The organism is Roseobacter sp. HKCCD7870 (genome assembly GCF_037830315.1).
Taxonomy (GTDB): Bacteria; Pseudomonadota; Alphaproteobacteria; order Rhodobacterales; family Rhodobacteraceae; genus M30B80.
Window position 1 is genome coordinate 827,713 of record NZ_JBBLYO010000001.1, and the last position, 13,692, is coordinate 841,404.

The following is a 13,692-nucleotide window of genomic DNA, read 5'->3' on the forward strand; positions in this document are numbered from 1 at the left end:
CCGATTACTGTGGCCCTTGCGCCCTCCGCCCCACCTGCATTGGAGGGGGAGCTGTCGCGCCTGCTGACCCGTCTGCGCACCGAAGCGGGGATTGCGATCAGCGCAACCGCCTATCGCACTAACAGCCCCGCAAAAATCACAATCAAGGCCCTGCCCGCCGAACGCATTGCGGCTGCCGTGCCTCAAGCGGCCTGTTTTGTCGTGCCCAATGCCAGCACATGGCAAGAATTCATCCGCCAAAGAGGGCGCGTCACCTCCGATTGGGCGAGCCTCACCACCCGAAACCGCGCGGCTATTTTCCTGCCCGCCGATGCCAGCCTGCAAGAAATGCGTGATTGCCTCCACGAAGAATTGGGGCAGGCTTTGGGGCCATTGAACGACCTATATGACCTGACCGACAGTGTCTTTAACGATGACAATTTTCATGCGGCGCTCACCACGACCGATATGATGTTTCTGCGGATCTTCAACGACCCGTCCCTACAAAGCGGCATGGGTCAGGCCGATGTCGTAGCGCGCCTGCCCGCGATTTTGGGGCGGATCAACCCGACAGGCGGTCTTGTGTCTAGCATCAATCTGGCCAACCGCGACAATCGGGCATGGTCAAATGCCATCGGTCGCGCGCTTGGCCCGAATATGCCCGAAGGACAGCGCCTTGAACACGCGCAAGCGGCGCTCTACATTGCGCAACGCTCAAACATGCGCGATGCGCGTCTGGGATTTAGCTATTATGCCTTGGGTCGGATTGCCTTGGCCCGCGACCCTGATCGTGCCGCAGCGGCCTTTGCATCGGCGTAAGATATATATCAACGCCTACACAATACCGATGTGCAGCGCGCCCATATCGCGATGCAAATCGGGGCCTTGGCCCTCGCGCGCGGGGATATGACCGCCGCGCTTTTGCAAAGCACAACCGCCCTTCCGATTGCGCGGCGCAGTGAAAATGCCCATCTCTTGGCAAGCCTTTCAATGCTGCGCGCAACAGCACTCGAAGGATTGGGGAGCGGGTCTGAGGCACAGAGATCACGGCTTGAAGCCTACGCATGGGGCCGCTATGGGTTTGCGGATCGCAGCCTGATGCAAATTCGTTTGGGCGAAATTGCAAATCTCGCTCCAAACGCAACTCAAGCCGCGCGCAATTAAGACGAGAAAAGGACAGCTTCGCATGATCCCCTTGCCCGCACTTCTTGGCCTTTTGGGCGGCATTGCCCTCGGCCTCTTTATGGCCTTTCGCAAAAAGGGCAATAAGCTAGACCTGTTGCATTATGGCGCGGTCTGTGGGCTGATCGGGTTCACTTTGGGCTATTTTGTGATGTTGGTCGTGCCTGCCCCCGTTTAGGCAGCCCTTACATAAGCACCCCTTGTCCGAGGCGCAGTGCCGCGCCATATCAGCCTTATGTTGAAGCTGACCCCGATCCTTTTGGCCATTGGCTATGCGCTGCTCAGTTACCAGTTCTCAAGCTGGCGACTGAAACGAGAGCTTGACGAACGCTCAACCCGTTTGGCCGATCCGCGACTGCGCGAAATCTCTAAGCGGATGGCCAAGGTGCTCGACCTTGAGGATATTCCCGTCCATCTCTACGAGGTTGAGGCCATCAATGGGCTTGCAGCACCAGATGGGCGCATTTTCATTACCCGTGGTTTTTATCAAAAATATCGCGCGGGGGAAGTCACCGCCGAAGAGCTGGCCTCGGTGATCGCGCATGAATTGGGCCATGTCTCACTGGGTCACACCAAGCGGCGGATGATTGATTTTTCGGGTCAAAATGCAATCCGTGTGGCCCTCAGCAGCCTTTTGGGGCGGTTGATCCCCGTTGCGGCGGTGGGGATTTGGGTGGCCAATATCCTGACCTCTCTTTTGGCCGCGCGCCTAAGCCGTGCCGATGAATACGAGGCGGATGCCTATGCCGCCTCATTATTGACGGCAAGCGGCATCGGGACAGAGCCGCAAAAATCGCTCTTTCGAAAACTCGAAGCCCTGTCTGGCGGAGGATTGCGCGGGGGGGCGGCGTGGCTGATGAGCCATCCAAGCACGGCTGATCGGATCAAAGCCATCGAAACCCTAGAAGATAAATGGCGCGGGCAAATCCGCTAATCTGCAAGGCGTTTCGCCAATTTTGGCAGGCGCGCGCGCTTTAGCATTTTGCGCAGATCAGATGGCGCCTCGCGCAAATCATTCATGCGCGACAGAACGCCCGCGCAAATTTTGGCCACCAAGTCAGGCTCCTGCGCCCAGATATCGCACAGATAGCTGTCAGGATGTAGGGCCAAGATATCATGACCCGCCAATTCAGCCCGCGGAAAATCGCGCAGGTTAAAGGTCAAAATGGCTTCGGCCTTTCCCGCGATGGCGGTGGCCAACACATGAATATCAGCACGATCAGGCAGATAAAGTCGCGCTTCCATCTCAGGGTCCGCTTCGATGACGGCAGCGGGGAAATTGGCCCGCAGCAGCGCAATTTCGCCGAGTGCAATCATCCCCCCCTCAGGCCCAAGATTACGCTCTGCGGCACGGGCCCATTCCTCGAGAATGCGATCTGACCACAGGGGCGTCATCTGCCCCGCCTGCGCAAGCCCCATCAAAGAGTCGCGCAGAACCGTAGGATAAAGCACACAGGCATCAAGACAAAGCCTCATGGCATTAGGCGAAAGGCCAAAGCCTTCAGATAGCCTGTTGCGGTCAAACTTGGATGTTGCGGATGATCAGGCCCCGCGAAGCCCGTATAGATCAATCGCGCCTCACGCCCCGCGCGCCCGATGCCGCGCAAACACGCAGCGCGGAATTTTTCCAGATCCGCCGCGTGCGAACAGGAGCATAGGATCAGAACACCACCCTCAGCCACCAAGGGGGCAGACAAACGTGCAACACGTTCATAGGCGCGCAGACCTTTTTCCAAAGCGGGCTTGGACGGCGCAAATGCGGGTGGATCGGCCACGACAAGATCAAAATGCGCAGCCTCGCCTGCCAAGGCCTCAAGAACGTCAAAAGCATCCCCTTGGCGGGTGGAAAATCGCGCCTCGGCACCCATGGCCTTGGCCCCTTGCGTTGCCAGATCAAGCGCCGCTTGCGAGGCATCAACCGACAGGGCCGAGCGCGCACCCGCCGCCAGACTTGCCAAAGCAAACCCGCCGACATGCGAGAATACATCCAAAACCCGCGCATCCTTGGCCAATTGTGCAGCAAAGGCGTGGTTGGAGCGCTGGTCGTAAAAGAGACCCGTCTTTTGCCCCCCCATCACATCGGCCATATAAGTGGCCCCGTTCATGACCACGGGCAATGGCCCAGAAATCGGCGTGCCAGAAAGCTGCACCATCTCCTCGGGTAGGTTTTCCGCGGCGCGCGCACGGGACGTGCCGTTCTTGATCAGCGTTTCAGCGCCCGTCACATGGCACAAAGCGGTGGCGATCTCCTCAATCCGATCTTCTAGCCAAATCGCATTGGGTTGGATCACCAAACAGTCGCCAAAGCGGTCAACGATCAAACCTGGCAACCCATCGCCCTCGGCATGGATCAGGCGGTAATAGGGGGCGGGATAGATCTTATAGCGCAGGTCATGGGCCGCTTGGATTTTTGCCTGCAGCCACGCAGAATCTATCACGACATCCGCGCGGCGCTCCAAAACCCGAAAAGCAATCTTCGCCTCAGGTGTCACGATGCCAAGGGCCAACGGATTGCGCTCGGCATCCTCTAAAATGGCAAGACTGCCTGCCGCAATCGCGCGGCTGCGGCGATCAAGCACCAGATCGTCGGCCCAAGCCCAAGGATGACCAAAGCGGATGGCACGCGCATCGGCCTTGGGACGCAGACGCAAAACGGGAAGGGGCGAAGGATTATGTGTCATGCCCCGCCTTTAGCTCAGAATACCGCGCCCTGAAAGAGGGCGCGAGATTAGAATGTAACGCCCGATGGGGCCACAGGCAGTCGGAATTCGGAAATCATCCAATCATGCATCCGCGCCTCGATGCGCACACGCTGGGTCAGACCCATGGCTTCGGCTTCTACAGCGCGCCGCCCGCCATAAGCGGCAAAGGTCAAGTCACGTGATGCGGGGCCATAGACCAATGCACCCGTTGTTGCGTCATAGAGCGAAAAGGTGAATTCGATCTCATGCTCACCGCCAAAGGTGCTGCGCACCAAGGGTGTTTGGGCATGAAATAACGATACGTTGAGTTGCAAAACCACGTCACGGCTGCCCTCAAATGCAGGCAGAAGCCCGCGCATAGGCCGCTCTAGAATGTCACGCACTTGGGCATAGCGATCCCCATAGGGCTCATCCTGCCACAAAAGTTCGACATTGGGTTTCATGGTATTTGCTTCAGAGGTGCTGAGGCTGCGCAGCACATTCACACGCACATCCGTGATCCGCCAGCCCCGCTCGCGCATCAACGCCGCAAGGGCGGGTTGGGTTTGTGCCGATGGGTTTGAAACATTCCCAGAAACATCGAAAAAGGTGGATGTATCAAAGGCGTTGGTCGCTTCACGGGTTACTGTCCCGTTCGAGACACAGGCCAAAGCCGAGAGCGCCACGGCAACAAGGCCTAATGCGGTAGTCAATCTTGACATATCTTCCCCCATTCTGGGTTTATTCCCTATCGCAGTGGCTAGAATAGGCGCAGATGCGACTCAAGAATTGTGCTCGTTTTCAGCACCAATGACCCATAAATGAGGCGGAAATAAGAAAGCCTCGGCACATTGCCGAGGCTATTCTTGATCTCAAACCCCTGCGCGCAAGGGCCGCGCGAGGCGAGGGCCGTAAAATTAGGCCAAATGCGCCGCTTGTTTGCCACCCAATTTTGCGACAGCGCGGAAGGGGGCGCCAAGTGCGTTAAAGAGTGCGCCAAAGATTTCTTTCATCGCTTCAGCGCGCAAACGGCGGGCCTCAAGCTCTACACGGCGAACATCAGCGAAAGAATAAACAGAAGCAGTTGTCATTTCATTTCTCCTATATGGCTGTCAAATCAGCCTTTCTGCTATGCAGCATATGGGACAGCATGGGTGACTTACCACTGCCGATTTGATCATCCCGCCATGCGCCAGACGCATAGCTCATTCAAAAGCCTATGCGCCTGGCGGCAAAGGTGCGGCTTCCACTGCAAGCGGTGCAGGCATCTCAGGCAGATCAACCGCAGGCGGTGCTGCTGCAGGCGGCGGCGCAAGCCCGCCAGTCGCACGCATCGTAATTTCTTTTCCAAGGCGCACAGCGCGCATGCCAGACTTTTGCCCCAACCGACCGCGCAACACGGCCCGCCCTGTCACATCCTCAAGCCGTATCTCGGTCAATGTTGCATCCGTAAACGGCAGCACAGTGCCGACAGACAGCCTCTCAACCTCAACAAAGGGCAGTTTGAGGCGCATCAAATGGCCTCAAGCGAAACGCTGGCCTCGCCAATTGCAGCGCCCCATGCAGCGCGCCATCTCTGCCGCTCTGCCTCGGTGAATTTGCGCAGCTTTTTGGGGGCTTGGGCCACGGCATCGGCGCGCCCAATGACAGGCAGGATCAACGCGATCTGCCCCGATTTCACCCCGCCGCCCAACTCAAGGCTTAATTTCCACATGTGATAATCCCGCTCCTCCAAAATCAAGGGCAAGCGATGACGTTCTTCGACAGGTTCCCCCAAAGACAGACGCAACCGCCAATCGCGGGCTTAGAAATCACCGAATTCCCGCGCGCAGCCTGCCAAAAGCAGGTCGATAAAATCGCGCACCAACACGATATCAACCCGCGTCACGGGGCGGGCGGGGCCTGTTTGGGCCTCAACACGGCCCGTTGTCTGCACCTCAACCATGGCATCGACAATGCCTGAGGACAGCGCCACCGCGCCGTAAATCATAGCCTCTCCCGCACCAGTATGATCAGGCACTTGCCCCTCGAGAAGGGCGACAAACCCGTCTGTGGGCATGACCGCGCCCAAATCCCCCAGATCGCGCCCCCAATAAAAGGTCGAGTCCAACGCATTTGGGGAAAGCGTGCCGTAACTGTCACCTGCTGCAATCAAGGCCCGTTGCACCCCACGGATCACCCGCGCCTCTTGCCGCGGATCTGGCGGGGTCGTGGCACTGGCCTGCCGCGGCAGATCACGGCCCAGCATTTTGGACAGGATCCGCGTATGATCGGATCGATTTTTTGAAATGCCCTCTGTCATCCTGCGCGCTTTCTGCCCCCAAATTCATCGGCCTTTCGGGGATCATAGCCGCGCAAAGGTTGAGCAAAGTTTAAGCCGCGCGCGCCTCCGCTTTGGGAAGGCGCACCAAAAACACGGCTCCGCCCTCTGAAGGCACATAGTGCAGACCCCCGCCAAGGCGCTGCATGATCTCGCGGCTGATGGCCAGACCAAGCCCCGCGCCTTGCGCGGGGCGCGTGCCATCAAGGCGCACGAATTTCTCGAAAATCAAACTTCTCTGGTGTTCAGGAATGCCTGCGCCATTATCGGCAAATTCCACCTCAAGATGTGGTGCTGTCTCGCGCAGGGTTATGGTGAGGCGCGGGGCCTCGGCCTCGCAATATTTCTGGGCGTTCGAAATCAAATTGATAAAGACCTGAGCCAAACGATCTGCGTCCGTGTTCAGACGAAAGCCCGCCTCCTCCGTCCCGTTGTAAATGATCTCAAGGCGATGGCTTTCCTCAAGGGCGGCGGTGGCATTGATCGCCCGCTCTAAGACCCGCGCGAGATGCACCTCACTGGGGTTCAGAGAGACATGGCCATTCTCGAGAACGGATAAATCCAGCAGATCATCCAAAAGCCGTGTCAGACGGCGACTTTCATCATGGATGATCTTCGAGAACCGCGCCCGCGCCGCATCATCCAAACCCTCAGATTGCATCAGGATTTCAGAAAACGCGCGAATAGAGGTCATAGGCGTGCGCAATTCATGGCTGATCTGGGATAGAAACGCATCTTTTTGCACGGACAGTTCCGTCAGCTTTTGGTTCACCTCGCGCAAGCGCGCCGCGGTGCGGGCCAATTCCGCCGATTGCGCCTCAAGTTTCGATGAATATTCCATGATCTGCGCGGTCTCATCCGCCACCGCTAGAAGGTCTTGCACCGACACGCCTGCGCCGCCCGTAATTTGCCCGACCATCGCATGGGCTGTTGCAGCACCGACAGACCCCGCCAGTTCGCGTTCAAGGCGCTCCAGAAAATCGGGGGTTGGATCGGGTAATTCACTGTCCCGCCCCTGCGCGCGGGCCGCCTGCCCAAAGAGACGCGCAGCACGCCCTGCCCCTAAAATACGCCGTGCCATGATTAAAAGATCATCAGCCGTGCCCTGCGCCGCCTGCCACCCCGATGGTGCATGGGTATAGTCAAACACTTTGACAAATTGCGCGCCCTGCAAGCGCTCTAGCGGGGATGGAAAGCTTGCCAAAGACACCACGATAAACACAACCGTGTTCAGCCCCAAAGACAGCACCATCGCCGTCAAAAGCGGGTCTGTTCCAGCCATGCCAAGGAAATTATTGGGGCGCAGCCATTGCACCCCCATTGGCCCCAAAGTCAGCACATCATGCAGCAATTCACCCGCAAAGGCATTTGGCAGCAACAGCAGCCACGCCCAAACGGCAAAGCCCGTCAAAATGCCTACCCCTGCCCCAAGCCGCGTGGCCCCGCGCCAGAATATGCCCCCTGCAAGCGCAGGCAAAACCTGCGCCACACCCAAAAAGGCAATCAATCCCATTGCGGCCAAAGCCTCGGTTCCACCTGAGAGGCGGTAATAGGCAAGGCCCAGCGCCATGATCCCAAGGATCGAAAACCGCCGCGCCATGAGAGCCACGCGGCGCATATCGCCAGACATCGGATCATCGTGGCGCGTGGCGCGCAGCCAGACAGGCATGATAATATGGTTCGACAACATCGTAGCCAAGGCCAAGGCCGCCACAATGACCATTGAGGTGGCGGCAGAAAACCCGCCCAAAAACGCAAGCAGGGCTAGGAATTCTCGCCCCTGCGACAAAGGCAGGGTCAGAACGAACAAATCAGGGTTCGCGCCTTGCGGCATTTCTTGCAAACCAACCACAGCAATTGGCACCACAAAAATCGAAATCAGCAGCATGTACAGCGGGAAGGCCCAAGCCGCCGTTGCCAGATGCCGCTCGTCAGAGTTTTCTACGACCAAAACCTGAAACATCCGCGGCAGGCACAAAATCGCGGCCCCCGATAACAGTGTTAAACCGACCCAACGCGCGCCATTGGACGAGATCGAGGCAAGCGGGCTTGCATCTATACGCGCCAACATATCCATCGGGCCAGAGGCCACGCCCCAGACCACGAATACACCCACAGCGATCAGAGCGAACAACTTGACGATGGCCTCTAGGGCAATTGCCGAAACCAGACCCGGGTGACGCTCATTCACATCCAAAGAACGCGTCCCAAACACAATGGTAAAGAGTGCAAGCCCCCCCGCGACCCATATGGCCATCAGGCCTGTATCCATCTCACGACCTGAATTTGGCGTGATAAAGGCAGAGAAAGACAGCGTCACCGATTGCATCTGCAAGGCGATATAGGGCGTGGCCCCGATTACCATGAGGATGGTCACAATCGCAGCCAATCCCCCCGATTTCCCATATCGAGACGAGATCATATCCGCGATAGATGTGATCCTTTGCGTGCGCCCAATGCGCACCAATTTTCGCAAGATCCAGAACCATCCGATGAAGACCAAGGTCGGGCCAAGATAGATCGTGATAAACTCAAGCCCTGATCGCGCGGCAGACCCGACCGCGCCGTAAAATGTCCATGCGGTGGTGTAGATCGACAATGACAGCGTGTAGGTCACAGGAGATTGCAGCCAACGCGCCTTGCCCTCGGCTGCGCGTTTCTCCGCCCAAAAAGCCGCGCCAAAAAGCCCCACCACATACAGAACCGCAACCGCGACCAACCCGTCAAAGGACAGCATCACCCCTCCCCCGATGCTGGATCGGCCGCTGGGTCTGGGAGGTCTGCGGAGGCATCTTCGCGCTCAATCTGGCGCAGCGCGCGCGACAGAATATAGGTGATCACAATCAAGATTGTCCAAACCGCAAAAAAATAGACAAGCCAGAATGATATCCCCCCTGCCAGTTGCTCGCGCGGGGTCAGGATGAAGGCGGGGCCAAAGAACAACAACCCCCCAAAGACAGGCATCAAGGCAGCCGCATCGCGCAGGCGATTCTTGCGATAGCTTTCGCGCTCAAGAAACAAATGCCTGCGCGCAGGGGGCGCCGCGCGGGACGTGTCGCGTGGGGGGCTCATTTAGGCCGATCCTTTTTGCGCGGCTGATTTTGCCCCGCGCTCGTCCAAAATTTGGGTCAAAAGCTGCAACATTTCGGAATTGGAAAAGGGTTTGGTCAAATAGGCATCCGCCCCTAACCCAAGCGCCGTCTCCCGATCCTTGGCTTGGCCTTTTGCGGTCAGCATGACTACAGGCAATGCCTCCGTGCTCGGATCAGCGCGCAGGTCACGCAGAATATCCAAGCCCGATCTGCCAGGCAGCATGACATCTAATACGATCAGATCAGGGCCATAGCGTTTGACCTCATCCACGGCGGTGGCCCCATTGCCGTGGCTGCGCACCTCCATTCCAGCACGCGAGAGGATGAACGTTATGGCCTCAAGAATATTGGCCTCATCCTCAACCAGCAAAATGCGGTTCGTCATGATGTCCCTCCCCAAAGCAGATATGAGCTTGGCATTTGCGCCTTCTGTCCCACGCTGCTTTTCCTATGGAATCCCCGCGACACCGCTTTTGTCAATCTTTCTGCTTCAAGACCCTAGGCCAGAACAGAAGGCACGCGGCGCGCGGCACAGGCGTCACGCGGGCAAACATGACAACCAGACCCGATGGGAAGCGCGGTTTGTGGCAGGGCATTCTCGGCGTCCTGCAAAGGACGTAGAAGCATCGTTGCATTCAAAATTGGCGCGGCTGCAAACCCCGCACCGCCGCGTGGTTGCGCCACCGCCCATGCGTGATAGGCCAAACCATTGGGCAATTCCAAAACCCCATCCGTTGGCATCATCGGACGCGACAGCGCGGTATATAGCGGCCATAAGGGGCAGCTCGCCCCAAAGCGCGGAATCGAAAACCCCGTGATACGTTTGCGGAACATCAGCGCGCCCGAAGCATCGCAAATCGCAAGTCCAAATTCAGGCATATCAGGGTCAGGCGGTAACGTGGCCAAGCGGCGCAAGATCAAGGCTACATCCCCCTGCCCCAGATGCAGCAATTGAGACGGGTTATAGCCCACGGATTTGGCGGCAGATTGAAACTGCGCTAAGGGCAATCGCACAGCATCTTGCGCATAGGCCTGCAACATAGCACGCGCCAAATCCCGCGCTGTGCGATCCTCCATCCCAGCAGCGCGCGCAATCACCGCGTCTATCGCGTCCACGCCATGCGCCTCAATCGCCGCAAAATGATGCCCTGCCGCGTCAAACATGGCCTCAACCGTTTCTTGCGCTGTTGAACTTGCGCCATCATTTGTATCGCCTTGTTGCTCGAAATGGCTGAGCATTTGCGTGGCCCGCAACGATAGGCGTTCTGCCTCCTCGTTTAGGTTACGATGAAAGCGGGCACGCCATTGCGTTTCGAGATCAGGTTCGCGCACCAAAATGTCAGCGGTTGAACGGATGGCGGCAACGCTTGAAAGAATTTCATGCATGGCTTCAGCCAAAACGGGGTCATTGGCCAATCGATCCTGCAGACTGTCAATCATCGCCTCAAGTGCGGTGATCCGTTTTTGCTGTTGGGTCAGAACCCCCGACCATCCAGGGAAGCGGCCAGACAATTCATCTATGCGATCCAATTCTGGCTCAGCCAAAAGGTTCGGACGCAAATCTGTTGCGGCCTTGTGCAGCGCGTCAAAAACCGTTGCGTCCGCGCCTGATGAAAGGGCGGTCGGCTCAACCGATAGGGCGCGGGCGATATCGACCAATAATTTACCGCCAATTCGGCGGCGGCCATGCTCAATCAGATTGAGATAACTGGGCGAAATCTCGACCGCTTTCGCCAAATCAGCCTGCCGCATCCCCAAAGCACTGCGGCGTTGGCGAATGCGACTGCCTGTCAGCGCGCTGCTTGAAGGCAGGGCGGCGTTTTTCGTGTTAGGGGGCAGGTCAGCATGGCTCATGATCCCTGCTTATCGCAAGTTAGGCGGCCTTGTAAAAGAATTTACTAACCACCTCTTGCCTGCCCTACTGGTTGCAGATCATGCGCCCTTCTTCGGTGAGGATTGGCAGCAAAGTGGTTTCGACCACGCCGTTATAGAGATACCAGTAACAGTTATCTTCCATCAGACGCACGCGGGCGATATCTTGCCCATCCGCCGCCAACTCGACCAAAGCCTCTGGCAATTCAACCAAATAACCCTCGTCATCCACAGGCGGGCTTGTGACGCACCCTGATAAAAACGCGGCCATCGCCAAGGCCCCTGCTGCAAATCGCAGATTTGATCCGGTGAAGTTCAGTATCATCACGACAGAGGCCCCCTATGGCGCATTTGGTTTTTATGTGGGCAAGCACTCAGCCGCACCCCGCTGTCCGTCAAATCAGATCAATGCAGTTTTTTCAACACATCTGCCAATGTTCCGATCAATTGATCAATATGCGATTTTTCAATGATCAACGGCGGTGACATGGCGATAATATCGCCCGTGGTGCGGATCAAGATGCCTTTTTCATAAGCGTCAAGGAAGGCTGCAAAGGCGCGCTTGGCCGGCTCGCCTGCAATCGGCTCTAGCTCGACCGCACCAATCAAACCCATATTGCGGATGTCTTTGACATGCGGCAGGCCATTCAGGCTATGCAGCGCCTCCTGCCAATACGGGGCAAGTTCGGCTGCACGCTCAAAAAGGCCTTCTTCTTTGTAGGTTTCAAGCGTAGCAATCCCTGCCGCAGAGGCAATCGGGCTGCCTGAATAGGTGTAGCCGTGGAAGAGCTCAATCATATGTTCTGGGCCTTGCATAAAGGCATCGTGAATTTCTTTTGTGGCCAGAACCGCCCCCATGGGGATCACGCCATTGGTCAAGCCTTTGGCACAGGTGATCAGATCAGGCATGACCCCGAAATGTTCCGCAGCAAAGGACGAGCCCAGACGACCAAACCCTGTGATCACCTCATCAAAAATCAGCAAAATGCCATGTTTTCGGGTAATCTCGCGCAGGCGCTCAAGATATCCTTTGGGCGGCAGAAGCACGCCCGTTGAGCCCGCCATGGGCTCGACAATCACGGCGGCAATGGTTTCAGGCCCATGCAGCGCCACGATCCTCTCCAGATCATCGGCAAGATGCGCGCCATGCTCAGGCTGACCTTTGCTATAAGCGTTTTCGACCAAATGCGTATGCGGCAGGTGATCAACACCTGTCAGCAAACTGCCGAAGAATTTGCGGTTATTGACGATGCCACCCACGGAAATCCCGCCGAAATTCACACCGTGATAGCCGCGCTCGCGTCCAATCAGGCGGGTGCGGCTGCCTTGGCCGATGGCCCGCTGGTAGGCCAGCGCAATTTTCAAAGCCGTTTCAACAGACTCAGAGCCCGAATTCGTGAAGAACACATGCTCAAAAGGCGCAGGCGCCATATCCCGCAGGCGAGAGGCCAATTCAAACGCCACGGGATGCCCCATCTGGAACGCAGGCGCATAATCCAATTCGCCTGCCTGTTTGCGGATGGCTTCGACAATTTTGGGGCGATTATGCCCTGCATTGCAGCACCACAACCCTGCCGTGCCATCCAAAACATCACGGCCATCCGCGGTTTTGTAGAACATCCCATCGGCTGAGACGAGCATCCGAGGCGCTTTCTTGAACTGCCGATTGGCGGTAAATGGCATCCAAAATGCCGAAAGATCATTGGGTGTGTTCGACCGATCCAAAGCCATGATGCATCTCTCCCGTGGCAAAAGCGCCCTAGTTCCATTTCCAAGAATATGAACGCCTTTATTGACAGTCGCGCAAGAGGGAACAGGGTATATCTATGCGCATATCCTCAATCATTGCATGCGCAATCGTTCTGGCCTATCACAGAAGATGCAAATACAGATAAGGAAAGAAATGCGCATTCGTTGCAAAAGAAGCATAATTTTTTGGCCATCTGGTGCTTTCCACTCTGGCCGTGGTGGCATATAGAACTTTTGATTTTGCGGCAATTTAGGGCGCAAACATAAGCGAAGGGCTCAGCCAAAGGCGGGCGAATAATCTGCGAGGGATCCATGAGCAAGAATACGCATGACGGTGACGTTGGCTTTATCAAAGCCTTGGCTGAGTTGCTGCGCGAAAACGATCTGACCGAATTGGAAGTTATCCGTGAGTATGGCGAAGATGACAGCCTGAATGTGCGCGTGGCGCGGCAAATCCATGCGGCCCCAGTTGCGATGGCCCCTGCCCCAGTTGCAGCAGCCCCTGCAGCCGCCGCCCCAGTCGCCGCCGCCGCACCCGCAGCGGCCCCTGCCGCCACCGAAGACCCAACCCAAAGCCCAAATGCGCTGACTTCTCCAATGGTCGGCACCGCATATCTCGCGCCAGAACCCGGCGCGGCGGCATTTGTCTCGGTGGGCGATAAAGTCACCGAAGGTCAGCCCGTTTTGATCATCGAAGCGATGAAAACCATGAACCAAATCCCAAGCCCGCGCGCAGGCACGGTGAAACGGATTCTGGTGGAAGATGGCTCACCCGTGGAATTCGGCGCGCCATTGATGATCATCGAATAAGATGGCT

Annotated in this window: 18 protein-coding genes; 5 read left to right on the top strand and 13 right to left on the bottom strand. The window is 57.2% G+C overall.

Annotated elements, in window-relative coordinates:
- Positions 1-9 precede the first annotated feature (9 nt).
- The 4 genes from AAC637_RS04185 to AAC637_RS04200 are packed head-to-tail and all read left to right on the top strand — an operon-like array spanning position 10 to position 2,095.
- Positions 10-798 (top strand): DUF2927 domain-containing protein, encoded by a 789-nt coding sequence (locus AAC637_RS04185; RefSeq protein ID WP_340302447.1) that lies wholly within the window; start codon positions 10-12, stop codon positions 796-798.
- Positions 799-828: 30 nt separating this feature from the next.
- Positions 829-1,143, top strand: a complete 315-nt coding sequence (locus AAC637_RS04190; RefSeq protein WP_340302448.1) for a hypothetical protein — start codon at positions 829-831, stop codon at positions 1,141-1,143.
- Positions 1,144-1,165: 22 nt separating this feature from the next.
- On the top strand, positions 1,166-1,339 hold the full coding sequence (locus AAC637_RS04195) for a hypothetical protein (RefSeq protein WP_317655964.1): 174 nt from the start codon (positions 1,166-1,168) through the stop codon (positions 1,337-1,339).
- Positions 1,340-1,396: 57 nt separating this feature from the next.
- Positions 1,397-2,095, top strand: coding sequence for a M48 family metallopeptidase (locus AAC637_RS04200; RefSeq protein ID WP_340302449.1), 699 nt, complete (start codon positions 1,397-1,399; stop codon positions 2,093-2,095).
- Here the strand turns inward: AAC637_RS04200 and AAC637_RS04205 are convergent.
- The 13 genes from AAC637_RS04205 to AAC637_RS04265 form a co-directional block, all read right to left on the bottom strand.
- Entirely contained in the window at positions 2,092-2,637 is a 546-nt protein-coding gene (locus tag AAC637_RS04205; protein WP_340302450.1) for an RSP_2648 family PIN domain-containing protein, read from the bottom strand. The genes AAC637_RS04200 and AAC637_RS04205 overlap by 4 nt on opposite strands.
- Positions 2,634-3,842: an RSP_2647 family RNA methyltransferase gene (locus AAC637_RS04210; RefSeq protein WP_340302451.1), complete on the bottom strand. Its 1,209-nt coding sequence runs from the start codon at positions 3,840-3,842 to the stop codon at positions 2,634-2,636. The genes AAC637_RS04205 and AAC637_RS04210 overlap by 4 nt, the downstream gene beginning before the upstream one ends.
- Before the next feature lie 47 nt (positions 3,843-3,889).
- A complete protein-coding gene (locus AAC637_RS04215; protein ID WP_340302452.1) occupies positions 3,890-4,564 on the bottom strand; it encodes a DUF6778 family protein in 675 nt (224 codons plus the stop codon).
- Positions 4,565-4,759: 195 nt separating this feature from the next.
- Positions 4,760-4,933 carry an RSP_7527 family protein gene (locus tag AAC637_RS04220; protein WP_317655971.1) on the bottom strand — a complete coding sequence of 58 codons (174 nt, stop codon included), beginning with the start codon at positions 4,931-4,933 and terminating at the stop codon, positions 4,760-4,762.
- Between the two features lie 126 nt (positions 4,934-5,059).
- Positions 5,060-5,356 carry a hypothetical protein gene (locus tag AAC637_RS04225; protein ID WP_340302453.1) on the bottom strand — a complete coding sequence of 99 codons (297 nt, stop codon included), beginning with the start codon at positions 5,354-5,356 and terminating at the stop codon, positions 5,060-5,062.
- Positions 5,356-5,619 (bottom strand): hypothetical protein, encoded by a 264-nt coding sequence (locus AAC637_RS04230; RefSeq protein WP_340302454.1) that lies wholly within the window; start codon positions 5,617-5,619, stop codon positions 5,356-5,358. The genes AAC637_RS04225 and AAC637_RS04230 overlap by 1 nt, the downstream gene beginning before the upstream one ends.
- A 27-nt stretch (positions 5,620-5,646) precedes the next feature.
- On the bottom strand, positions 5,647-6,144 hold the full coding sequence (locus tag AAC637_RS04235) for a hypothetical protein (protein ID WP_340302455.1): 498 nt from the start codon (positions 6,142-6,144) through the stop codon (positions 5,647-5,649).
- A gap of 70 nt (positions 6,145-6,214) precedes the next feature.
- Positions 6,215-8,899 (bottom strand): ATP-binding protein, encoded by a 2,685-nt coding sequence (locus tag AAC637_RS04240; RefSeq protein WP_340302456.1) that lies wholly within the window; start codon positions 8,897-8,899, stop codon positions 6,215-6,217.
- On the bottom strand, positions 8,899-9,234 hold the full coding sequence (locus tag AAC637_RS04245; RefSeq protein ID WP_317655976.1) for a hypothetical protein: 336 nt from the start codon (positions 9,232-9,234) through the stop codon (positions 8,899-8,901). The genes AAC637_RS04240 and AAC637_RS04245 overlap by 1 nt, the downstream gene beginning before the upstream one ends.
- Positions 9,235-9,639 carry a response regulator transcription factor gene (locus AAC637_RS04250; RefSeq protein WP_340252001.1) on the bottom strand — a complete coding sequence of 135 codons (405 nt, stop codon included), beginning with the start codon at positions 9,637-9,639 and terminating at the stop codon, positions 9,235-9,237.
- 113 nt (positions 9,640-9,752) lie between these two features.
- A complete protein-coding gene (locus AAC637_RS04255; protein WP_340302457.1) occupies positions 9,753-11,108 on the bottom strand; it encodes a short-chain fatty acyl-CoA regulator family protein in 1,356 nt (451 codons plus the stop codon).
- A 64-nt stretch (positions 11,109-11,172) separates the two neighbouring features.
- Positions 11,173-11,454 carry a hypothetical protein gene (locus tag AAC637_RS04260; RefSeq protein ID WP_445322708.1) on the bottom strand — a complete coding sequence of 94 codons (282 nt, stop codon included), beginning with the start codon at positions 11,452-11,454 and terminating at the stop codon, positions 11,173-11,175.
- 77 nt (positions 11,455-11,531) lie between these two features.
- Positions 11,532-12,857, bottom strand: a complete 1,326-nt coding sequence (locus AAC637_RS04265; RefSeq protein WP_340302458.1) for an aspartate aminotransferase family protein — start codon at positions 12,855-12,857, stop codon at positions 11,532-11,534.
- 330 nt (positions 12,858-13,187) lie between these two features.
- Here AAC637_RS04265 and accB point away from each other — a divergent pair, with 330 nt between their 5' ends.
- On the top strand, positions 13,188-13,685 hold the full coding sequence (gene accB / locus AAC637_RS04270) for an acetyl-CoA carboxylase biotin carboxyl carrier protein (protein WP_340302459.1): 498 nt from the start codon (positions 13,188-13,190) through the stop codon (positions 13,683-13,685).
- The last annotated feature ends 7 nt before the right edge of the window (positions 13,686-13,692 follow it).